Origin of the sequence: Mariniflexile soesokkakense (genome assembly GCF_039650365.1) — a bacterium.
GTDB lineage: Bacteria > Bacteroidota > Bacteroidia > Flavobacteriales > Flavobacteriaceae > Mariniflexile > Mariniflexile soesokkakense.
Map to the genome: position 1 here is coordinate 57,866 of NZ_JAZHYP010000001.1, position 24,021 is coordinate 81,886.

General features: G+C 33.1%; 14 protein-coding genes. 1 reads left to right on the forward strand and 13 read right to left on the reverse strand.

Annotated elements, in window-relative coordinates:
- From VP395_RS00275 to VP395_RS00295, 5 genes are read right to left on the reverse strand one after another with little or no spacing between them, the layout of a single operon-like run.
- Entirely contained in the window at positions 1-1,374 is a 1,374-nt protein-coding gene (locus tag VP395_RS00275) for an MBL fold metallo-hydrolase RNA specificity domain-containing protein (protein ID WP_346239689.1), read from the reverse strand.
- A gap of 10 nt (positions 1,375-1,384) precedes the next feature.
- Positions 1,385-2,227 (reverse strand): ATP cone domain-containing protein, encoded by an 843-nt coding sequence (locus VP395_RS00280; RefSeq protein WP_346239690.1) that lies wholly within the window; start codon positions 2,225-2,227, stop codon positions 1,385-1,387.
- A gap of 45 nt (positions 2,228-2,272) precedes the next feature.
- Positions 2,273-3,112, reverse strand: a complete 840-nt coding sequence (locus tag VP395_RS00285) for a universal stress protein (RefSeq protein ID WP_346239691.1) — start codon at positions 3,110-3,112, stop codon at positions 2,273-2,275.
- Between the two features lie 6 nt (positions 3,113-3,118).
- Positions 3,119-3,967, reverse strand: coding sequence for a universal stress protein (locus VP395_RS00290; RefSeq protein WP_346239692.1), 849 nt, complete (start codon positions 3,965-3,967; stop codon positions 3,119-3,121).
- Between the two features lie 25 nt (positions 3,968-3,992).
- Complete coding sequence (locus VP395_RS00295; protein ID WP_346239694.1) at positions 3,993-4,844, reverse strand: universal stress protein; 852 nt, start codon at positions 4,842-4,844, stop codon at positions 3,993-3,995.
- Positions 4,845-5,115: 271 nt separating this feature from the next.
- On the opposite strand from VP395_RS00295, the gene VP395_RS00300 reads away from it, so the two are divergent.
- Entirely contained in the window at positions 5,116-5,514 is a 399-nt protein-coding gene (locus VP395_RS00300) for a hypothetical protein (RefSeq protein WP_346239695.1), read from the forward strand.
- A gap of 161 nt (positions 5,515-5,675) precedes the next feature.
- Here the strand turns inward: VP395_RS00300 and VP395_RS00305 are convergent, their stop codons facing one another.
- The 8 genes from VP395_RS00305 to VP395_RS00340 all read right to left on the reverse strand — a co-directional run bounded on the left by VP395_RS00305 (position 5,676) and on the right by VP395_RS00340 (position 23,905).
- Positions 5,676-6,659 (reverse strand): PorP/SprF family type IX secretion system membrane protein, encoded by a 984-nt coding sequence (locus VP395_RS00305; protein WP_346239697.1) that lies wholly within the window; start codon positions 6,657-6,659, stop codon positions 5,676-5,678.
- Between the two features lie 38 nt (positions 6,660-6,697).
- A complete protein-coding gene (locus VP395_RS00310; RefSeq protein WP_346239698.1) occupies positions 6,698-14,968 on the reverse strand; it encodes a T9SS type B sorting domain-containing protein in 8,271 nt (2,756 codons plus the stop codon).
- Positions 14,969-15,333: 365 nt separating this feature from the next.
- Positions 15,334-17,781: a PorP/SprF family type IX secretion system membrane protein gene (locus VP395_RS00315; RefSeq protein ID WP_346239699.1), complete on the reverse strand. Its 2,448-nt coding sequence runs from the start codon at positions 17,779-17,781 to the stop codon at positions 15,334-15,336.
- A 1-nt stretch (position 17,782) separates the two neighbouring features.
- Entirely contained in the window at positions 17,783-19,228 is a 1,446-nt protein-coding gene (locus VP395_RS00320) for a T9SS type B sorting domain-containing protein (protein WP_346239700.1), read from the reverse strand.
- A gap of 156 nt (positions 19,229-19,384) precedes the next feature.
- Positions 19,385-20,722 (reverse strand): hypothetical protein, encoded by a 1,338-nt coding sequence (locus VP395_RS00325; RefSeq protein WP_346239701.1) that lies wholly within the window; start codon positions 20,720-20,722, stop codon positions 19,385-19,387.
- A gap of 309 nt (positions 20,723-21,031) precedes the next feature.
- A complete protein-coding gene (locus tag VP395_RS00330; protein WP_346239702.1) occupies positions 21,032-21,478 on the reverse strand; it encodes a hypothetical protein in 447 nt (148 codons plus the stop codon).
- 195 nt (positions 21,479-21,673) lie between these two features.
- The gene (gene mnmE / locus VP395_RS00335; protein WP_346239703.1) at positions 21,674-23,071 is read right to left on the reverse strand and encodes a tRNA uridine-5-carboxymethylaminomethyl(34) synthesis GTPase MnmE; all 1,398 of its coding nucleotides are present in this window, start codon (positions 23,069-23,071) and stop codon (positions 21,674-21,676) included.
- 3 nt (positions 23,072-23,074) lie between these two features.
- The gene (locus VP395_RS00340; RefSeq protein WP_346239704.1) at positions 23,075-23,905 is read right to left on the reverse strand and encodes a CvfB family protein; all 831 of its coding nucleotides are present in this window, start codon (positions 23,903-23,905) and stop codon (positions 23,075-23,077) included.
- Positions 23,906-24,021: the final 116 nt, after the last annotated feature.

Genomic DNA, 24,021 nt, shown 5'->3' on the forward strand with positions numbered 1-24,021 from the left:
TTATATTAATAATTCTTCTTCGTCATTTAGTTTAGGAATACCTACATTCCAATTGTAAGTGTTGTTTATTTTTACTTTAAAAGCATCTAACGCACTGGGTTCTCCATGCACAAGAAATACTTTTTCAGGAATGTTTTTTATGACCCCCATCCAGTTTATTAAATCTTCCTGATCGGCATGAGCCGATAAACTTTCTATGCTTTTTATTTTGGCATGTACTGGATAATATTTACCATAAAAACGTATTTCATGAGCACCATCAATCAACTGTCTCCCTCGGGTTCCTTCAGCTTGAAAGCCTACCAATAATACTGTTGTAGACCGTTCGCCTATAAGTTGTTGTAAATACGTTAATACCCTGCCCCCTGTTACCATACCACTACCAGCAACAATAATCTTTGATCTTTTATCATCAATTGTTTCCCAAGTTTCTTTATAAGATTGAATTATGTTTACGTGATTGCACATAGCATTATAATCTTGATCTGATAATTTATGCCACTTTGGAAACCTTTTAAAAATTTCTAAAACATTATTTCCCATAGGACTGTCTATAAAAACTGGAATATTAGGTATTTTGTTTGTTTTATATAATTTCCATAAGATATACATAAGCGTTTGCAAACGTTCTACTGCAAAACTTGGAATTATTAGGTTTCCGTTTTCATGAATGGTATTAATAATCAATTCGGTTAATTTGGCTTCGACATCTTCTTTAGGGTGTAATTTGTTACCATAGGTGCTTTCAATAAATAAAAAATCTGCCCATTCTGGTCTTTTAGGATCGCTTAATAAATAATCATCTCTCCTGCCAATATCACCTGAAAAGACAAAGCGTTTACCATTAATATCTATTTCTACAAATGTGGCTCCTATAATGTGCCCATTAAACTGAAATCGGTACGAAATATGATCTGATAATTTAATCCATTTATTGTCTATTTCTACTTCAAAAAGCTGAAGTGTATTTTCGACATCTTTTACAGTATAAAATGGTAATGCCGGATTATGTTTTGTAAATTTTTCTTTGTTGGCTTTTTCGGCTTCTTCTTCATGTATTTTAGCACTATCAATAAGTATTACTTGGGTAATGGCCAAAGTTGGTGCTGTTCCAATTATTTTCCCTGCAAAACCTTGTTTTAATAACCTTGGCAAATAACCTACATGATCTAAATGTCCATGGGTAAGTATAACAATATCAATTTCTTCTACATTAATCGAAAGGTCTTTCCAATTTAATTGTCGTAACTCTTTTAAACCTTGAAACATCCCGCAATCTATTAATATGTTTTTTTCTGAAGTTTTTATCAAAAATTTAGATCCGGTAACAGTACCAGAAGCTCCCAAAAATTTTATGATTACAGAATTTTCCATTTTAATGTTTTTAAGAACTACAAATCTGTTTTATTTCTTCTAATATTTTTTTCATTCTTATTTGAGAAATACCTAAATGGTCTAAATAAAATGCATCTCCAATCAAATCTCTGCATAACACGACTTCCCTACTTAATAAAAATTGTTTTTCTCGATTGGTTAACAATGTTGATACTGTTATAGGGTATAGTCCTAACCTGTCAATCCTATCTTTTAAACCATCATTTTTAGGGTAATCCCAACTTAACAAATATAATCCACAACAATTACCATATTGTATGGCATCTGCAGTGAACCTTGTATTGGTTACGACCCATCCTTTTGCTAATATTCCATCATCTTTATTGTTTGCGCTCCATTGGTTTTTTATATCCTGATAACGTGAGTTTATATACAACGGAATTTTAACATTGCAATTCGAACCTTCTTCACTATGAAATTTACATTCTATAATCGTGGTTTCGTTGTTTTTATGGCCTATAATATCAATTTCATGCTTAACACATTTACCCTGCAAAATTTTACTTACTTGAGTTTTATAACCTGAATATTTTAAAATAGCCGCAACAAACCTTTCAAACGGGTAACCCGTAGGACCTAATTCATAAATGGCCTTTTTAAGTTTATATTTTGAAGCTAAATAGCTTTTCTTTTTTTTTAGTAAAGCAAAAGCTCTGTTATATATTTCTTTTGTTGAAATACCTTCATATAATTCATCTTTTACAGCGTGAAGAATATATTCTATAATCTCGTTTTCTGCACCAGTTCGTTTTAATGAATTGCGTAGTTTCTCGAATGAAAATTTCACCTTTTCTCCTGATGATTTTAATATATAAATAGCATTATCTAACATTGCCTTTCTTTTTAATTTTAACTGAACTCTACTTTTTGAAATGTGTTAATCTGGAATTACTAAAAACGGAATTTTAAGGTGATGTCCTATTTTTGTTATTACGGGTTCATGAATAAGGTTTTCTATAAAACTATGTCGGTAATTAACCATTACCAGCACATCTATTTTTAATTCTTCAATAAAATCATTGATTTCGGTTGCCATATTTGAGTAATCTGGCATCCAATGAAAACTATGCTCAAACTGTTTCAGTAAATTTTTAAGAACTTCCATATTATCTTGTTGTAAATCACTTAATTTTTTCTCTTTATCAATATGAACAATTCTTATTTTAGAATCATGTAGAAACGCTAAATTTTTTAAGGCACTTACTTTAATATGATTATAAACCCTATTAAAATCTGTTGCAAAAGCAATTTGCATTGGAACAACAAAATCGTATTCATCTGGAACTATTAAAATAGGTGATAATCGCATTTTTTTAATAATGCTAACTGTGTTGCTTCCAAAAAATATTTCTTTGGCACCAGTAGCTCCTTTAGTACCCATTACCACTAAATCTATATTGCATTTTCGTATAGCTGTTTCAATACTATCTTTTAAATTTTCTGAACTTAAAATAACTTGAAAATTATGGTTTTTATTAGCATTTGAGCTTTCGGCAAGTTCTTTTAATTCTAAAAGATCTTTGTTGGCAGCTTTATTAATTGTTTCAGACAATTTACCTGAGCGAACTGTAGTTTGTGAAACAATTATTTTAGTTGAATGTAAAAAGTGAAATGTACATTTTTGTTCTTCATACATTTTAAGAGCGTAAACAACCGCATTCCAAGCATTATCCGAGAAATCGGTTGGTAATAAAATATTGATGTCTTTTGTTTTCATTTTATATTATTTTAAAATTTTAGATGGTATAACTAAAAACGGAATGTTTAAATGAAAGCCTATATGATTAATAGTAGACCTAAAAAATAAATTTTCAAAAAACGAATGTTTATTGTTTATCATTACCAATAAATTAATTCGGTGTTTTAGTTGAAATTTTGCTATAGCCTCTTCTACCGTTTGGTTGCTAATACTATGGAAAAGATGAGTTATTTTATTAAAATAAGTTTCCAATAGTTTCTTATTGCTTTCTTGATAATCTGACAAATCGTAGCCAAAAGATGCATTTAAGATATTAACTCTAGAATGAAACATAGTTGCCACATCTAAAATTGGTTTAACATGCTGTTCTTGAAATTCAACTTGATAATCAGAAGGGAACAGTACTTCTGTAGGTTTTTCAAATGTAAAGTCGCTAGGTACAGCCAATACAGCGCATTTAGCATTTTTTATAGCATGCATGGTATTAGATCCAAAAAGTATTCCAACTGCACCTGTTGCCCCTTTAGTGCCCATCACCACATAATCTACATCATTTTTACTAGTTTGTTCACTAATTTCGGCTGTGAGCGTATTAAAGCATGCCAATTGAGTAAAACTATGCTTTGAGTTCTTAAATTCTTCATCAATTTGCATTTGAACTTTTTCCAATCCTTTTTTTGCAGTTTCTTTCATGGCATCAAGAAGCCCGAACTGGGCTGTACTCACTTCCATATACTCTATTTGGTAAACAACAGGAGTGTATGTATGTATAAGATAAAAATGGCAAACACTTTCTTTAAAAAAGCTTAAAGCATATTTTATGGCGTTCCATGAGTTATCTGAAAAATCGGTGGGTAATAGTATTTTTTTCATGATATGAATGTTTTAAGTTGTTTTATTAAATATCTCGATGAATGTTTTGTAAAACACAAAATGGAATATTTATATACAAACCCATTTTGTCTATGGTTGATTGCATAAGAATGTCTTCTAAAAATGTGTGCCTATTATTTACCATTACTAACATGTCGACGCTATTCTCTTTTATATAACTATTAATAGTATTGGTAATATTTTTACTGTTTACTGTTTTAAAATTTAGGTCATTTTTACATAATTCATTTTTTATAAAGTCTTGGTTATCTTGTTGGCGCATAGACAAACCCCTACTACTTGTTATATATAATATATCTATTAATGCATTATATGGACAAACCATCTCACACAATAACTTTAATTCTCTTCTTTTGTATGGAATTAAATAATTAGTTGGAAAAAGTATATGTAATGGTTTTTTATACTTATATTTTTCTGGAATAACCAAAACAGGACATGATACATACTTTAAAACCTGTAGTGTATGGCTTCCAAATGTTATTTTACTATCGTTTGTGTAGCCACGGGTTCCCATTACAATAACATCTATATTTTCCTTATCCACTATTTTATCAGCTTCATCAACCAAGATATTATTAGAAGATACAATGTGGTATGTATGTCTAGGATTAGGCAAAATTTTATAGGCATGCTGTTTTATAGACTCTAACCGAATTTTAGACCTATTACCAACCATTTCCGTAACATCAGATAATGTTTCTCGGGTTACTTTTAAATCTTCTGCATAAATATCATCTTGGTACGCATGCATGATAAAAAATTCACTTATTTCATATTTAAAAAGGGCAATAGCATATTCTAATGCATTTGTGGCATTTTCTGAAAAATCTGTTGGGATTAATATCTTTCTCATGGCTACTACCTTTAAAATGAACTATTTAAATATAGTTAATTTTAACAAAGTAAAATATGATATATATCAGCATTGTTGTACGAGTGTATAACTTAAATAGTGTTTAAAACTATATTATTATAATGCGTAAGTATTTATAAACTGATATTCATGATCTTATATGCTAAACTATATGAATTGATTAAACCAATAAATTATTAATACTGATAAAAATCATAATTAATATGCTGGGTTTTTAATAAATTTAAAAGAATCAAAAACTTAAATAGCCATGTTTAAAAATCTAAACTTAAAGTTCTACCAAAATATTGGTAAACTTTTCTATGCTTTAGCTGGAGCTGATAAAGTTGTACACCCAAACGAGTTTAATACTTTTAAAGAATTTGTGAGTCGTGAATGGCTTTCGGTAGATGATACTGAAGATGAGTATAAAACTGATGCAGCATATCAAATGGAAATTGTTTTTGATTGGTTGGCTTCTAAAAAACTCAACGCTAACACTTGTTTTAAAGAATTCATTGCATACAAAAACGAACATAAATATTTTTTTACAAGCGACATGAATACTTTAATTTTAAAAACAGCCGTTTTAATTACTTCTGCTTTTTCTGGACAAAACAAATCTGAAGTAATTATGCTTTCAAAACTTAGTATTGAACTTTCTAAATAATTTTTTTATTCACCAGTAAAATTGAAGGTAATAATCAAGAATTATAATATAATATATATATTATATAGGTGCACGTAATAAAGCTTGCTGTTTAAATATTGGTTTTTAAAAAAGTAAACTAAATAAGTTATTTTGACCTTATTTATATAAATAATAATGACTTAATCATGCACAGGACTTTGGGTACACGGGCAATTACTAATGCCCTGTAAAAACTCTAGCCCAATGGTAATTACATGTGTACCAGAGTTAAAACCAGATAATTCGTTCATAGTAATTTGATAGGCGTAACCAAAATAGAAAATATTCTTTTTAAACCCCGCCATAGGACCTATGTTTAAAGGTTTTAAAAACTGATCATTTAAATAACGGTACGATATACCCGCCCAATAATAATCTTCATATCTGTTATACTTTCTGAACTTAAAATTAACATCGGTACTAGAACGCCTGTCACTACTAAACATTTGGTAATATATGGATGGTTCAAATTCCAATCCGCTCTTTTTTGGACCTCTAAACGTATAACCAGAATATATTTGATAGTTTAAAAGCATGTTAGGTTCTGAAACTCTAATATCATCATCAACTTTCTTTTCAAGGATGTTATTTGCGTTAAAACTTGCAAAGAAGCCTTTATTTCTATACAGAACACCTACATCAAAGTTATTGTTTGTAGTACGCCTATCATCCGTTATATCCGAAGGAATTGGCACGCCACTATTTTCATTATAGTTCTGGAAGTTATTAACGTCAATTCTGAAGTTATTTATATTATATGAAATCCCGAATGATAAATACTGCTTAGAATAATAATCTAAAATAAGATGATGCGCGAATGAGAATTTAGCACCTGTTTGAATAGTGTTTCCGTTCTTATCATTATAAAATGACATTCCTATTCCTGTACGACTGGCAATCCTAAAATCGGCATAAACCGATTGGTTATCAGGCGCATCTTTAATACCAACCCATTGTGTTAGTCCGTTCGCTCTAATCTTTAAATTATCACCAATACCTGCGTAAGTTGGTGATACCACAAAATTATTATCAGCCAAATATTGTGTAAAAACAGGTAAATTCAACTCTTGCCCATAGCTGTTTGCCATGATGAAAAGAAGAATATATATGATTGTCTTACTCATATTAATATATTTTTTTTTGTAGTAATTAAACCTTCTCATTATCTGTAAAGTGTAAAATGTCCAACAAAATCACGATCATACTTTTTGTCATTTAGTTTCACAACATACCAATAATCACCCGTAGGAAGTTCAATACCGTTGTATTTACCATCCCATGGATCATCCGCACCTAAAGTAGCCACTTTTCGTCCGTATCTATCAAAAATATTGACTGTTAAATTTCTGTATTGAGAAGCGCAACCAGGTTTCCAACCTTTTTTATTTGGTTGAAAATAGTTAGGTATACATAAATCCACAAACTCAAAATACTTAGTGGCAGATGCAAAACACCCATAACTATCGGTTACTGTAACTGTATAAGTACCCGATTCATAAATTAAGAAAGTATTCGTACTTCCCTTAGATTCGCCATTAAGTGTAAATTCATAATCGCCAGAACCTCCGGTAGCAATGGCAACTATCTCGTTTAATGTTCCTCCTGAAGGCATATCTATGGCTAACGCTAGTGGGTCGTATTGATCAACATCAAACGTTGCAGTTCTTTGAGTACATCCATTGGTATGTCTTACGTCTATATAATGTCCTAAACCAGCTGGCACATTCACAAACTCATTACTAGCTTGATAAGGGCCTCCATTTAACGAATAATCTAAATCGGCAGGATTTGTATTACTCGCATCTACAGTAACAGTCACTAAGTTAGTAGACACGTTATTGGTACAACCAAATTCAACCTCAGATACAGGATTAATAGTTACAGATTCTGGGAAAGTTATATTCCATTCGGTTTCACAACCAAGTGCATCACGCACATAAACTATATGGTCGCCTCCGGCTAAACTTGTAAAATCAAATTGCGTTTGTGTTGAAGTACCTGTAGTGTAAGTGCCATTTATATCATCTAGAACCACACTGTAAGGCATATTTCCTCCAGAAATATCAATACTAAACTCACCATTCATATCACCAGAACAATCTTCTGGAACTATCGAATTGGGTACAATGGTAAGTATTACAGGTAACGGTTCATTAATAACAAAATCATAAATAACAAAACAACCTAATTCATCTTGAGCCATAGCTTGATAATTTCCAGGTGTTAGGTTTATAAACGTTGAAGTTTCAAAAAATTGATCTAATCTTGGTGAAATAGCATATTTTATAGTACCTGTTCCACCAGAAGCCGTAATTTCCAAACGTCCATTATTAGTGCCAGGGCATGTTATATCAGTCGCAACAAAACTAGCTGTTAATGGAGCTGCAGGTTGTGTAATAGTAATTTGTGCAGTTGTGGTTAAGCAATCACCACTATCTACTCGTACTTGATACGTTCCAATGGGAAGTTCTGTAAAAACACCTGGGCTATTTTGAATGACTCCAGGTATATTGGTTCCCGAACCATCTTGCAAAGTATACACATAACTACCTAAACCACCTTGAGCTTTAGCTACTATAACCCCTGTACTATCTCCCGCGCAATTGATGGACGCATTGGTGACATCTAAATTAACGACTAATGCCGGTAATGGATCAATTTTTACTTGATTCGATACATTTGCAACACAACCATTGGCATCACGAACATAATACGTGTAAGTTCCCGGAGCTACAGAAATTGGTGTGGATTGCGACGCAAAGCTTCCTAAAACTGTTGCAAAATTTGAGGTATTGCTATACTCATATACACCAGTACCTCCTGTAGCGCTAAGTCTTAAAGTTGAATTGGCTAAACAGGTTTGAGACGTTTCTTTAACCAAAATAGCTTGTATTTGAGTTGGCTCAGTTATTACAATATTTGGCGATGTAAATTCACAATTATACCCATCTGTTACAACAACATGGTAAGTTCCTGTTCCTAATCCGCTAAATACAGGTGTACTTTGTGGGCCTGATGAATTAATTGTTGGAGCGCTCATATGGAGCGTATAGGTATAGTTGCTTCCTTGACCTCCAATTACATTGCTAACTGTTATTGTCGCATTTTTATCTCCAAAACAAGATAATACCGTTGTGTTCGCGGTAACTGTTTCATTTATTGGTGTTGGGATTGTTAATGTTACAGCATCTGAAGCGATACACCCAACAGCATCCATTACGTTAACCGTATAAGTTCCAGCAGATAAATTTATAAAAGTTCCATTAGGTGAATACGCTACAGTAGCAGAACCCGTTAATTCATATCGATACGTACCATAACCACCTGTTGCAACAGCAGTAATGGTTCCTTTATCATCATCACAAGTAACGTTTGATGTTTCTGAAACTGTCAATGCTAATGGATTTACAGGTGATGCAATAGTAATAACATTTGAAGTGGCTGAACAAAACGGACTTGCAGTTTCTGTTACAACAACCGTATAATTGCCTGCTGGAATTCCAGTTACCAATACAGGATTGGTTGACGTATCTGCCGAAACAACACCGTTAATAGAGGTTCCAGAATTATCAAAAACTTCAAAAGTATATGATCCTGAATAGCCATTTACATTTATTTCAAAAGTACCATTAGAATCTCCAAAACAAGTTACCTGCGTTGGCGATCCAATGGTTATTGTTGGAAGTGGTGCTGATGGTAAAAACACCTCAACATCTTCTGTACACAAAGTAGTAGTATCTGTTATTGTAACGGTATAAGTACCTGAAGGCAAACCGGAAATTACATTTCCTGACACTACCCCTACAACTGGACTTATACTGTATGAATATGCACCTGTTCCACCAAATCCCGTCATGGTTATCACACCATCATCGTCATTACAAGTTGGTAAGCTTGTAACGGCTGGAGTTAAATTTAATGGTGCAACAATGTCTAAACTCACTAAATTTCCACAACCATTAGCATCTCTAACTTCAACTGTATGGTTTCCAGATGCTAAATTAGATATAGTAAATGGTGCTGTTCTTGTTTGAAATGCACCGCCATCTATACTATAAGCATAAGGAGCTATTCCTGCAGTTGATAATGCAACATCAATAGCGAAATTTCCTTCAATAGCCGTACATTGATTGTTTAATGTTGCTGTAATTACTGGTGAAGGATCTTGTGGTAAAATAATAACTGCAGTCGATTTTATACAACCATAAGAATCTTTTACATGAACATAATAACTACCAGCATCACTATTAAACGTATTTGCAGATGCCCATAACGGATCGGTTGCCATTGGTGCTGCGGCCGATGTAGTTATTTGGTATAAATACGGTGCTGTACCATCTCTTCCAACAGCTCTTATAACTCCGGAATTTACATTACAATTAGCGTTTTTATCAACGGTAGCACTAATACTTAAATCAATAGCTGATTCTGTTATATTGAAAGGAACCGTTACTACACTACAACCTGCATTAGGCCCTACGGTTTCTGTAATTAAAACAAAATAAGTTCCAAAAGGTAACGTACCAAAATTAGTTATTGGCAATGATCCACCTGCGGGCACGGTACCTGTACCACTAATTCCTGTAGCTGTTGTTGATAATGAATCCCATATTTCATAATTTACATTGGTAGGTACACCATAAACACTATTAATTGTAAATGATATATTTCCATCAGCACTTCCAACGCACGTAATGTTATTAGATGTTAAAGAGGTAGCTGTTAATGTTGAATTTGTTGGAATTGGTGCGGTAGCTGTTTGGTAATAACTACAATTGGTAGCATCATCATAAACAATAAATGTATAAGTAACTCCAGGAACCAAACCTGTAAATGTTGTTTTTTTACTACCCAATGCATCTTCTGGAAACCACGTTCCTGGTGGATTTGGATATACAGAAGTTGATCCGCGATAAATACTAAAATAGAAAGGTCCTGCACTAGCCAACGCAGTACCTACATTTATCACTGCTTCTCCACCAGTAATACAGTCTGCTGTTGTGTTTATTGTAATATCCAAATTATCTGGAGGTGATGCCACTAAAACATCTTGAATTAAGATGGAACAGCCATTAGCATCAACAACATTTATTTGATACAAACCGAAGTCTACCACATCAAATGTTACAGAGGTCGTGCCTGATGAATTAAGCTCAGTAGCCGAGTATCCATTTGTTCCTGTCACAAAATAATTGTAAGGAGCTGTACCACCCGTAACACTATCTATAATAACCGAACCTTTTGAAGTTCCAAAAATTGGGTCGCAACTAATATCTACAGCATGATGTGTTACATTAATTGATGTTGGTTCTGCAATTACAATAGTTTCCGCATCGGTACAAGATTTAGAATCGGTTAACGTAATGGTATAAGTACCCGCAGTTAAGCCTGAGGTTTGTGTCCCGTAATTAGTTCCCGTAGTATCATTATTCACATTAATAACAAAAAGAGGTGTACCTACCGTATTGTCTATTGTTATTTGAATTGCCGCCGTATTATCGCCATGACATAAAATCTGTTGGGTTTGTACCACCGAAAGAATATTAGGCAACGAAATAACATTAACCGTTTGCACACTAGATTCCGCAGTACACCCATTTGCATCGGTTATTTGGAATTGATAGGTTCCATTGGTTGGTGTTGAATAAATAAAAGGCGAACTAGTAGTTCCTAAAGAACTATATGCAGCACCATTTATAGATACAGCATAGGTAAAAGGAGCCACACCACCAGAAAAAGTACCGGTTATGGTAGCGTCTGGTGAAGCTGTACAATCTAAATCTTTAGTTAAAACAGTATTTAATGTTATAGGTACTAAAGGTGCTATGGTATAAGATTCTGTATACACACAATTATTGGTATCCCTTACTCTGAACGTATAAGTATTCGGTGTTAAACCATTAAACACATTTGATGTTTGATATGCTGTTGCCGATGCTGCAGGTGCTATAATTTGATATTCTAAAGTTCCAACACCACCTGTAGCTGTTAGCGTTACATTTGAAGTTATTGACGGACAACTTAAAGGTGTATTAGAAAAACTTAGATCTGTTGGAGGGCTTAGCTGGTCTATGGTTACAGGTGCTGTTGTAAAAGCACAAACATTAGCATCTTTTATAGTTACCGTGTAAGTTCCATTTACCAAACCTGAAAAAATAAGCCCTGATTGATAATTTACACCATCTATACTATAGGTATATGGAGCTGTTCCACCAGATACTCCTGAAACAGTTATAACACCATTAGTAGTACATGTATATGGTGTTGTCAATGTTGCTGTTCCGCTTATGCCAGTTACCGTTGTAATTGTGATAGTTTGCGGTGTTGAAATACACACATCCGTTCCTATGGAATACTGAACGACTACTTCATAATCTCCAGCTACTAATCCAGTAAAAGCAGGTGAATTAAAAAACGTAACACCATTATCAATACTGTACATTAAACTATTTCCGTTGGCATTTGTAACGTTAACATTTATACTTCCAGTATCACCAGCATCAGCACATAAAATATCTGTTTTTGTTACATTGAAATCGGGTGCAGGTGTTGCGTTTACAGTTAATGAAGTTTCAGCAGAACAGTTATTAGAATCTACAACCGTAATATTATAAACTCCAGCGGTTGTTACCGTTATTATTGGTGTACTTTGAAACTCTGTCGTGCTATTTACAAAATAGTAATAAGGTGGCGTACCTCCTACTGGATATACTGTAATTTCGCCATCTGTACATGTTAATGGCTTTGTAAGTGCCGATGTAGCTGTTAATAACGGTGGATCTATAATTTGAATATCTACAGTTTCGCTACAACCATCTTCGGTAGATACCGTTGCTGTATATGTTCCTGGATTTAAGTTTGCAAAGGTATAATCACTTTCCATTACTGGACCCACACTATTAATTAAAGTTGCTCCTTGATAAATAGAATAGAAATATTGTGGACGTACATCGTTAGCAGCTAATTTTACACTGCCTTTTTCACCATTACAATACGGTTGGGTAATAACTGTTGAAACGGTAAAATTACGCTCTCTTATTTGAACATCTGGCACTGTGAAAATACAAGGATTAGGTGTTACCCCTATTTGTCTAATATATACAGAATATAGATTTGGAGTTGTAATGGAGAATACATTTCTTGTTTGGTAGTTAGTACCATCAATACTATACTCATATCCATTTGGCACACCTCCTACTGTAATTTCACCAGGCGTGCTACAATAAATATCTCTAGATGTTACATTAGGAATTAATAAGTTGGTATAAACATTAAAATAAAATTGGTTAAAACATCCACCAGGATAGTTTATCGTTAATCTATATTGCCCCGCATTTGTAATGTTAAAATTAGAACCTGTACCAACTTGGTTCCAAGTACAAGCAGGGCTTTCGTTAGCACAGTCTTCATTTGTAACTGCTGAACAGCTTGAAACGTCCAATGTTTCCCATATCATGGATATGCTATTTACTATATTGGTTTGTATATATCTTGAATCATTAGCACCACATAAAAATATGTTTGGCAATAATTTTCCATCGTTAGGACACGTAACTACTTCATCTGCAAACGGAATCACAGGATTTGTAACTCCTGCTCCAAAAGTAACCACATTAAACACTTGGTCGGTAGACTGACAAGGCGCAACCGCTGTATTGTGTACATAGTAAGTACCCGGAGTTGTAACGGTAATAGACTGTGTATTTCCTATTACCGGAGTTCCTGATGGACTTGTAGACCAAGAATAAGCATCGTATCCATTTCCCGCAGTCAATACAGTACTGGCACCGCAAAGAATTACATCTTCTTCAAAAGTACAATCGTTTAAATCGGCTAAAAAGTTAGTCGCTCCTGGTGTTAATAAGCACCCTGTGTTAGTGGCAAAACTTGGATCGTCTGAAATGGTGAAATCTGGATTTACAGTGCCTTTATAAGTAGCATATGCCTGATTATCAATATTATTAGAACAGGCATCACTTAATAAACTACATGTTGAAACCACTGTTACTTTAAAACGAATTTCTGAAACAGGGTCGTTCTCTTCAACTACAGAAGGATCCACTCTAAAAATGAGTTCTCTAGTGGCTGGATTATAACTTTGAACAGAAACACCTGGAGGCAAAACCCCAATATCTGCTGGATAATTAAATACAATATTTGTTGGAAGAATGTCTCTAATAGTTAAGTCGGTAGCATCGTCATTTCCTGTGTTTTGAAAGCCAATAGTATAATAGAGTTCATCTCCAAGATCTACTACTTGTCCACCAATATTATTTCCGAGTACATCTTCAACAATTTTGGTCAAAACAATATTTGGAGCAATAATTTCAATAGCAAAAGCACTAAAATAGAAATAGTAAATATCTGTATTGGTGCCTAATCTAATAGTTGCCGTAGTATCTCCATTTGCTATCAAACTATTTCCTGCATTGGGGATATTTATAATACCGGCATCAAAACCCAAAGTGTTTGAACTTGCAGGGTTTCTGTCAGTAAACGTCATTGGAGAATTCGTATTAAAATCTATAATAGATACCGTACTATTAAAAAAGTTATTGTTTGGACGAATGGTTGTACCACCTGCATTGGTGGCACTAATTCTTGTTCCATTAATTTCTAAATAATCGTTGGTCCAGCCTCTATCGCCTTCTAAAGCACTAAAAGCATATTTAGCTCGTACTGGTCCTACTGGTATGGTTTGAAAACCACTTATAGGGAACGTTTGCTGATTGTTTGGAGCTTGATTATCTATTTTTGTAAACCCATCGAACGAGGTTATGTATTTACTTGGTAAAAGTGGATCTTCATAAATTACGAAAAGCGACCAACCTGCCGATAAACCTTCTGTATTACGACCATCGCCGCTATTCATCATTGCAGATGTCATAGACGAAATATTAGCTACCGTATAAGTTCCTTCTGGATTGGTTAAGGTGGATAATATATTTGTTACATCGCTATAATAGGCAAACGTATTTGAACTTCTGTTGTTTGAAGAATTTTGATAATAAATTTCTGTTCCGGTAATATCTAAATACCCACCACTTTCCGGGGTTTGAAATTTAATATTTGCCATTGGCGTATCACCTTTTACTACCGAACTCCAATACAAACCGGCATATACAATTTGATAACAATTTACATCGTTTGGCACATCTAAATCAGCACTACTAGAATTAAAGGTGTTGTTGTCATTATCAATGTCAACATATACCATAATGTCTCTATTGGTACTACTTTCGTTATTATTGGTTCCAGAATAAGGATTTGTTCTATGAACGCCCATATTACTGTTTCCAATTAAAAGTATATCTCCTTTAATTGCTTCATCGTACCTCGGACTAAATGGAACTAGGTTTTGCCCCAACATACCATTAAAACATAGTAACGAAAATAAAAGAATAAGTAGGTTAGTATAAGTAGTTTTTCTCATAGTCGATTATTTTATTATTTCTCTTCTCGGGGGGCAAAAAGAAATATTAATCATTGGTTAATATTACCAAGAACAATCTTATTCTCACAATAAAAATATTTTGTCCTAAATAATTGTTTTTAAACGGTATAAATATCGTAAATAATTTTGGAACAATAATATATTATAACCACAAATAAAGTATTTTATCGATGAAATAATACTTTAAACTAATTAAATTAGTTTTTTTGTAGTCTTTTAAATTCAAAAATATAATTAAAGTACTATGGATTTTATATATAAGTTTATTGAAGAAATATTATAATTGAAAACTAACAGGTTATAAAAACGCTTAAAAGTTAATTGTCTTTTAAAACAAAAAAAAGTTAATTTTCAATTTTTACCATAGACATTTTACTATTATAAGGTGTATTTCCTTTTAACTGCATAGCATTTTTAGCACCATCAATATCATCGAATTTTTGATAATAAATGTAATATTTATTGGTAGCTACATCGTAAAAGAAGTTAATGTTATTCTGTCCAGCGGCTACTGCTTTTGTTAAAAATTCATCTCTTTTGGCAACATCATTATGTACTGCAATTACAAGATAATAGCCGCTTTCTACATTTCTAATATCCTTAACGATTTGAATATTATCACTTTGTTCTTCTCCAAAATCAAAATCTGATTCCTTAAGTGGTATAGTACTAGCATCTGTAAATTGTTTTATTTGATTTAATGTTGCTCGGTCTTTGTTATACCTATCTTCTTCATTATCATAAGCAGCACGTTTTATACGTCGTTTACGTTCTATTTCGGTCGCTATTTTAATGTTTTCCAATTCTGATACTAAAGTTTCTTTTGAACGTTTTGCTTTTACTTGGGCTTCTTTTAGTATTAAAATTTCATTTAAATAAATCATGTTTATTGAATCCTGTGCATTAGGAACATTTTTAAGCCTTTCATTATACAGGTTTTCCAATTCTTTGATTTTTATATCTTGGGATTTTATAACATCATCAATCTGAACTTTTAAAGATTCTAAGGCAGCATTTTCAGCTGATACACTTTTAAAAGGTTTAGGCTCTGTATAAATACCTTGTTCGCTTAAATCGTTTTCTTGCTTTAAGTCTTGAAGGTCTTTCTCTCTACTAGCTACCGTTTCATTAAGCTTTATCAATAATTCATCTTGTTCCACCTTAGAATCTGTAGCTAATTTTGTTAAGCTGCTTATAGCTATACTAGTGGCATCCGTTGGCACAGAGATTAAAGCAGCATCTAACTCTTCTTGCTTAATTTTTGCTTCTTGCTCTGCTCTTATTCTTGCTTCTTCATCTGCCTTTGCCTTGGCTTCCGCTGCCAATTTAATTCTGGATTCCTCTTCGGCTTTAACCTTAGCTTCTTGTGCTAGTTTTATTTTAGCGGCTTCTTCTGCTTTGGCTTTAGTTTCTTCTGCTAACTTAACTCTGGCCGCCTCTTCTGCCTTAGTTTTAGTTTCTTCTGCAAGTTTAATTCTGGTGTTCTCTTCGGCTTGAGCCTTAGCTTCCTGTGCTAACTTAACTCTAGCTGCTGCTTCTGCCTTAGCCTTCGTTTCTTCTGCTAATTTAATCCTAGCTTCCTCTTCTGCTTTTGCCTTAGTTTCTTGTTCTAACTTAATTTTAGCGGCTTCTTCTGCTTTGGACTGAGTATTTGTAGTTTGTTTAGACTTAGCTTCTTCAATGGATTGAAGTCTGGCTGCTTTTTTTGCTTCCAATTTAGCTAATGCTTCAGCTCTAGCCTGTGCTTTGGCTTCGGCAATGGCTTCCCTATCTACTTTTTCGCCTGTAGATGTGTTTCGTTTTGATGCTGTATGTCTTGATCTTCTTGCTGGTGCAATTAAGGCTATATCGTCTTCGTCTTCGTCACCATAATTATATCTGTATTTTTTGTTGAATCTATATGCCAAAGTGATTTCGTGTGAATTTCCAAAGGTTGACATATCACCTACTTCTTTTTCATAATTATATTCCAAAGCAATTTGACTTGTAATATTAAGTCCGATTCCCGCCGACATACCATATAAAGTATTGTAGCCTGCTTGTCCCCAAATACCTTTTGATGTTGTTAACATCATAATTCCTGAAAGAACGGTTTGATCTCTTTTGAATTCTGACCGTACTAAACCCGAGAACTTACTGTTGTCAAAAAAACCACGATTATCTACATAGCCGGTGTACATAACATGACCTTGAATACTCTGTTCTGGGTTTTCTTCAAGGATTTCGGATGTTTTTAAATTATAGGCAACAACATTATTCAAGGAAACTCCAAAATCAAAAAAGGTAGTACCGTAGTTTATTCCAGGGTTCACCGTAATCAGCATGTTTGAAGGTATATTTTGTAAAGAAGAATCGGAGAAGTTTGTAATTACATTAGCTTCGTTAATGCCACTTTTGTAAAAACCTAAGTTCAAACCAAAAGTTAGGTTACTATCTCTATCTAAAACAGCGTTATAAGCATAATTTATAACACCTCCAAAAGTGGTTAACACCCCATAATTTTGTTGAAATAAACCAATACCAACCCCTGTGTTTTCGGCAAACCTGCCCGAATAGCTAAATAAATAGGTTTGCGGTGCATTTTCAAACTGAACCCATTCGCGTTTATTGGTAAAACTCAAATATTTATTTTGCTCTCTTACAAAACTAAATGTTGGGTTGATTGCATATTTATTGAATTTTAAAGAATTTCTAACGGGTAGTGCAAAAGCAACAACGCCATCCTCTTGTTGAGCATGGAGCATCTGTACAAAACAGAAAAATATTACTATATACAACAAACGTTTTACCATGTTATTTGACAACCGTTATGGAGCCTTTTCTTATTTTATTTTTTGAAGTTGTAATGATATAGTAATAAACAGGATTTATAGCCTTAAAATCAATTTGATTCTCTGGCCAATTATTTTGATAATCATTAGTTTGAAGCACCACTTTTCCTTGAGAACTTAATATGATTACTTGTGTGTTTGTGCCAGCTACATATTCTTGTGGAATCACCCATGTATCATTAGTACCATCGTTATTCGGGCTTATTAAATTAGGTATGTTTGCCACATCAGGAAAGGGTTCGGATATTGAAAAACTATGTTCAGTTGAAGCGACGCACCCGTTGGTTTCGGTAACGATTACTTTATACTTGCCCATTTCCGAAGCCTCAAAACTATTGCTCGTAACACTTGATATAATGGTTTCGTTGAAATACCATTCAAATGTTGGATTGCTAGCATCTGTAGTTATGGTAACTTCCAAAGTTTCACCTGTTTCAATGGTATTAAATTCTGGCACATCAATACTACTTGTAAATCCGCTGTTTTCAAGATTTATTGAGGCACTTGTTGTACAACTTCCCAAATTAACTGTTACAGCATACGTTGCAGCTTCATTGGTTTCATACATTTGGTTGGTAGCGCCTTGTATTTCTGTACCATTTTTAAACCACTTATAGCTATTTCCGTTTATGGCACTTAATGTGGTGGCACCTTCGCTTGAACAATAAGGGTTTCCTAAACTTGAACTAATTGATGATGTACCACCCGTTGTAGCTTCGCTAACCGTTACACGATTTGAATACGATTCCGAAGTACAAGTACCATAATTTGTTCTTGCAAAATAAGTTCCCGGAGTGTTTACTGATAAAGTTTCCCCCGAAACAACAAAAACCGATGTTGTAGGAGAAGCTTCGTTAACTTTATACCAATTAAAAGTCAATGACGGATATTTTAAAGGTGAATCGTTTTCACCTGTTCCAGGATTATCAATAGTTAGCAAATAACTGCCTCCAGCACAATAAGCACCTGTTGAAATTAAATTATTAATTGAAAATGGCGTATCGTGCAATTTATAATATGCCGCAAAAGCATTTGAAGCTGTACTGGTAGCTGCTGGAGCTGTACTTTTAATTCTAATTTTATGTGCTTCTCCTGAAGTTGTAGTTGGCAAAGAAAAGCTTAGTGTTGCAGGTGAAGTTGTAACTGCACCTTGAGCTGATGTATAAATAACGGAAGCATTTGTAAAACTACCGGTATTGTCTGATAACTCTATTATAAATTGATTGGCTCCAGTTAATCCAGCTTCGGGCGAAAAGGTAAAAGTTGTATAATAGGTGTTGAAAGAAGGACTAGCACATGCCTGACTAAAACCCAAACTTGGTTTACCAATTACTATTTGAGCATTAATAGTTTCAGTTAAAAAGAATACAAAAAAAACAAGAATGTTAATAAAAGTAAAGTTCTTCATGCGATATTGTTTTCTTTAGTAAAAAAACTTCTAGAAACTTTTATCGTTCTAATAAACCTTGGTTAGAAAAGATTATTTTAAATTCTTCAAAGCGTAACAAGAAAGTATATAGCTCTAGTGTTTTATCAACTTCATTATTATAATTTACTTTTTAACTTAATCATTTATTCCTAATTCTTCTTTGGCATAAACAGCATCTTTTGATGCTATTATTTTATTAATTCGCAACCTAAAGTCTGGTCTTTTTTCATTTGAAAAATCTATAAATGTTTCGGCATTATTACTTTTAGAGTATACATTAAAAAAGGCGCTGTTACCGTACCAATTTTCTAAATCTTCGTTATTGGAATCGTTTTCAACAAAAATATTTCCTCTGCAATTATTGAAATACATGTTAGCAAACTTGATTTTTTCTAAATTTTGTTGATTGATATTGATTGTGTTTTCTAACAACACTGCTGGATTAAAACCTGAAATAACACTTTTATTCATGTCTAGTTTAGCATTCTGACCAACATATACTGCTTCTTTAACCAAGCCCTTTTCAATATCAGATTTTAAGCTTTCACTATCGTTTAAAAATGTTAAATTATTTGCATTTACTTTTGTTCCTTTTTTTGTAAAATCTACTTCTTCCTTTTTATTATAAGACGCAATTTGCAAACATCTAGCAGCGGTACTGCTAGATACATAAGGAGATCTAATCGCTAAAGAATTATCTATTACACATTGTGCTCCATAGTTAAATTTAAAATCGTTACTGTTCGATCTATACGACACTAATTTCTTTAAATTCACATCACCTCCTATTACTTCAAAAGAATTGCCTGCCGAGAAACTTACCATAATATTTTCTAAAATGGTTTTACTTCCAACACAAGCCAATAACAAACCGTTATAATAATCATCGTTTTTAATTCTTTTCCCTGCAAATTCAATTCTAACATACCTTAAAATCCCTGAGTTACTTTCTGTTTTTTCGCCACCATAGTTTGTATTGCCATAAGCAGATTGTGCTAAATCTCCATAAAAAGAGGCAACCGAACCATTTCCAAATTTATTTGTTGGAGCATCACCTAAAATAATTAATCCGCCCCAATCTCCAGATCTTTTAATACCTCTATTAGAAGTAAAAATAATAGGGTCTGTTTCTAAACCATCTGCAATAATTTTTGCTCCTTTAGTAATTGTTAAAGATGCTTTTGAAGCAAAATCACCAATAATAACAGTTCCAGGTTCTATAGTAAGGATGGCATTATTTGTAACAAAAACACTTCCTAGCAACATGTAGGTTTCCCTCTTAACTAGTTTTGTGTCTTTATCTATATTACCAGCCAATATTTGCGTAGGCTCGTCATACTGTTTTTGGTTTGGCTTAAACTCAGTCCAGTTGTACAACCAGTTATTAGATCCTATTATTCCTTTTTCCTGTTGTGCATAAACATTACCAAGAATAAAAAGAAACAATATTGTTATTTGAGTAAAGTTTTTCATAGTTATAATTTTTTATTATAAAAACTAAATAAGATTTTTCAACGAATTAATTATCAAATCTATAAAAATATCCCACGAAATACCAATTATTTCGTTAAAATACATAAAATAAATGAAGTTATCAATGAATTAAATCGATGAAATACACATATTATAGATTAAAAAACAGTTTTCTTACAAAATAGTTGCTTTTATATATTGAAAACAAATCGGTTTAAATTATTATCATGTCGTAAAAAATAAAAAAAATCAATCTTGAATTTTCAAGATTGATTTTATATTAGTTATTTATTGTTTAATTAAACCGTATTAATTATACGCACTATATTCATGCAGTGATTTCATAATTTCTTCATAGAATATGATGGCCGAAATTAGCTTGCTTGTATCTGAATACGGTAATATTTTTTTGTGAAATTCGGTGGTGGCCTCAAAATAATCGTCTGTAGATTCAAACTGATTGTCTAATATTTTTCTATTGTCATTATCATTAGGAATCCCTAAAGTACTCATAGTTACACCTGGTTTTGTAGCAAAGGCAATGTACGGTAATGTCTTTGTTAAAACTTCAATGCGTTCCATATAAAGGGTTAACAACTCACCTTTTTGCATACGTTCTAATTCTTCTTTTTTATGATACTTCTTTATAGCTACTTTTTCACTAATAATACTCTTTGGTTCATTCTTTTTTTGGGCAAAGCTAACACCTGCCATTAAAAATAAAACTACACTAAATAGAATAATTTTTGTTTTCATATCTACGATTTAGGGATTTAAAAAACAAATTTATGTAATTAATCGTTAAAAACAAGCGTTTTGTCGAATTTTTTAATGTGTTTTTTACATTCTATAATTTTATCTAATATAAATAACTGGTTTTTAGACAAAAATAAGTTGTTCTAAATGATAGGATTCATTAGAATAAATGGTTTTAGTACAAAAATATAGAGGTTACTTCCCGATACAGAAATTAGCAAATATATTACCCAACAAATCATCATTTGTGATTTCGCCTGTAATTTCACCAAAATGGTACAACGCCTGTCGAATATCAATTGCTAACAAATCGCCAGACAAGCCAGATTGCAATCCGTATTTTACTTTTTCAATTTCATCCAAGGCTTTTAATAAGGAATCGTAATGTCTTGAATTAGTTACAATTGTATCATTATTTCTTAAGGCCCCTGTGTTTACAAAACTTAAAAGTTTATCTTTCAAGTCATCAATCCCAATGCTATTTTTGGCAGACAGAAAATGAATTTGTGGAATTTCATTTTTGATGGATTTTATTTGATTATCATCTAATTTATCAACCTTATTTGCAACAATCAATAAAGGCTTTAAAGGATATTTATTCTTAATTTTTTCAATTTCAATTTTAAAGGAGTTGATAAATACATCTTCTTTAAAATTTAAACTATCGGCAAGAAAAACAACCACTTGCGCTTGGTCTATTTTTTCAAAAGTTTTTTTGATACCGATACTCTCCACAACATCCTTGGTTTCCCGTATACCAGCAGTATCAATAAAACGGAAACCAATCCCTCCTATGGAAATTTCATCTTCAATAGTATCTCTTGTTGTTCCCGCTATTTCAGAAACAATAGCACGTTCTTCATTTAAAAGGGCATTTAAAAGCGTCGATTTCCCTACGTTAGGTTCGCCTACAATCGCTACCGGAATACCGTTTTTAATAACGTTACCAACGGCAAAACTATCTATCAAGCGTTTTAAAACAAAACTGATGCGTTCTACCAAATCTTTAAACTGAGTTCTATCGGCAAACTCAACATCTTCTTCTGCAAAATCGAGTTCTAATTCAATTAAGGAAGCAAAATTTAAAAGTTCTTCACGAAGTTTTGCTATTTCAGATGAAAAACCGCCACGCATTTGTTGCATTGCTATTTGATGGGATGCTTCATTGTCTGAAGAAATTAAATCGGCAACTGCTTCGGCTTGACTTAAATCTAATTTTCCATTTAAAAAAGCCCGAAGTGTGAATTCTCCTGCTGTCGCCATACGGCAACCTTTCCTAAGAAATAATTGTATAATTTCCTGTTGGATATAATTTGAGCCATGGCAAGACACCTCTAAAACATCTTCACCGGTATAAGAATTTGGGTTTTTAAAAACAGACACCAATACCTCATCAATCGTTTTATTACCATCAATAATATGTCCTAAATGGATGGTATGTGTTTTTTGTAGGCTTAGCCTCTTTTGATTTTTCACCGATTTAAAACAGGTGTCAGCTATTACAATAGCATCCTTTCCAGACAAGCGTATAACAGCAATAGCTCCCGCACCAGATGGGGTCGCTAAAGCTACTATGGTATCTTGATGAATCATAATTTAAACTAAGTAAATCCCGTCTGGTTTAATCTCAATTTGTTTCTGCTTATACAAAGTACCCACAGCTTTCTTAAAGTTCTTTTTACTCATTTGAAGCACGTCCTTTATAACCTCTGGATCCGATTTATCGGTCAGGTTTAAATATCCGCTATTATCATGAAGTTCGTGCATAATACGTTCGGCATTCGGTTCGATATTTCTATAACCTATTTGCCCTAATGCAATATCTAATTTATTCCCTGGGCGAATTTTTTTTACAATGCCCTTCAATTTATCACCTACACTTAAATCGGTAAAAATGCTGTCTTTATAAATTAATCCCATGTGGATTTTATTTACTATAACATTCATACCAATATCCGATGGATGTGATACTATCAAATCTACCTCGTCAAACTCGCTAACAGTAAGCACTTTATTATCTAAAAAACTATTGGTCTTACTAGAAGCCACTAATCGTCCTGTTTTTTCATCTAAATAACAATACACTAAATACCAGCCTTTTGGTTTCATTTTGAAGGCTTGTTCTTTAAACGGGCAAAATAATTCTTTTACCAAGCCCCAATCTAAAAACGCACCATACTCGGTTACGGCATTACAACGTAATAAAGCAAACTCGCCTACCTTTATATACGGCATATCGGTAGTTGCCACCGGGCGTTCTTCATTATCTAAATACACAAAAACGTCTAACTTATCCCAAATTTGAAACGACTCTGGCACATACCTATTTGGCAATAAAACTTCATTATCTTCCGTATCTACCAAATACGCCCCATGATCGGTTTCGCGTAGTATTTCTAATGTATTAACTTGCCCTATTTTTATCATGTGGCAAAGGTAACAATATTCATCCTAATTTTTTAAAAAATGTATTTGGGCGTTACCCTCCCGACGTTTCGGGAGGGTCGGGCGTTTCCTTGCAAGTCCTCTCGCCCCCTAAGCGT

Coding starts and splice junctions, on each gene's coding strand:
- VP395_RS00275 (WP_346239689.1), bottom strand. CDS start 1,374: ATGGAAAATTCTGTAATCATAAAATTTTTGGGAGCTTCTGGTACTGTT.
- VP395_RS00280 (WP_346239690.1), bottom strand. CDS start 2,227: ATGTTAGATAATGCTATTTATATATTAAAATCATCAGGAGAAAAGGTG.
- VP395_RS00285 (WP_346239691.1), bottom strand. CDS start 3,112: ATGAAAACAAAAGACATCAATATTTTATTACCAACCGATTTCTCGGAT.
- VP395_RS00290 (WP_346239692.1), bottom strand. CDS start 3,967: ATGAAAAAAATACTATTACCCACCGATTTTTCAGATAACTCATGGAAC.
- VP395_RS00295 (WP_346239694.1), bottom strand. CDS start 4,844: ATGAGAAAGATATTAATCCCAACAGATTTTTCAGAAAATGCCACAAAT.
- VP395_RS00300 (WP_346239695.1), top strand. CDS start 5,116: ATGTTTAAAAATCTAAACTTAAAGTTCTACCAAAATATTGGTAAACTT.
- VP395_RS00305 (WP_346239697.1), bottom strand. CDS start 6,659: ATGAGTAAGACAATCATATATATTCTTCTTTTCATCATGGCAAACAGC.
- VP395_RS00310 (WP_346239698.1), bottom strand. CDS start 14,968: ATGAGAAAAACTACTTATACTAACCTACTTATTCTTTTATTTTCGTTA.
- VP395_RS00315 (WP_346239699.1), bottom strand. CDS start 17,781: ATGGTAAAACGTTTGTTGTATATAGTAATATTTTTCTGTTTTGTACAG.
- VP395_RS00320 (WP_346239700.1), bottom strand. CDS start 19,228: ATGAAGAACTTTACTTTTATTAACATTCTTGTTTTTTTTGTATTCTTT.
- VP395_RS00325 (WP_346239701.1), bottom strand. CDS start 20,722: ATGAAAAACTTTACTCAAATAACAATATTGTTTCTTTTTATTCTTGGT.
- VP395_RS00330 (WP_346239702.1), bottom strand. CDS start 21,478: ATGAAAACAAAAATTATTCTATTTAGTGTAGTTTTATTTTTAATGGCA.
- mnmE (WP_346239703.1), bottom strand. CDS start 23,071: ATGATTCATCAAGATACCATAGTAGCTTTAGCGACCCCATCTGGTGCG.
- VP395_RS00340 (WP_346239704.1), bottom strand. CDS start 23,905: ATGATAAAAATAGGGCAAGTTAATACATTAGAAATACTACGCGAAACC.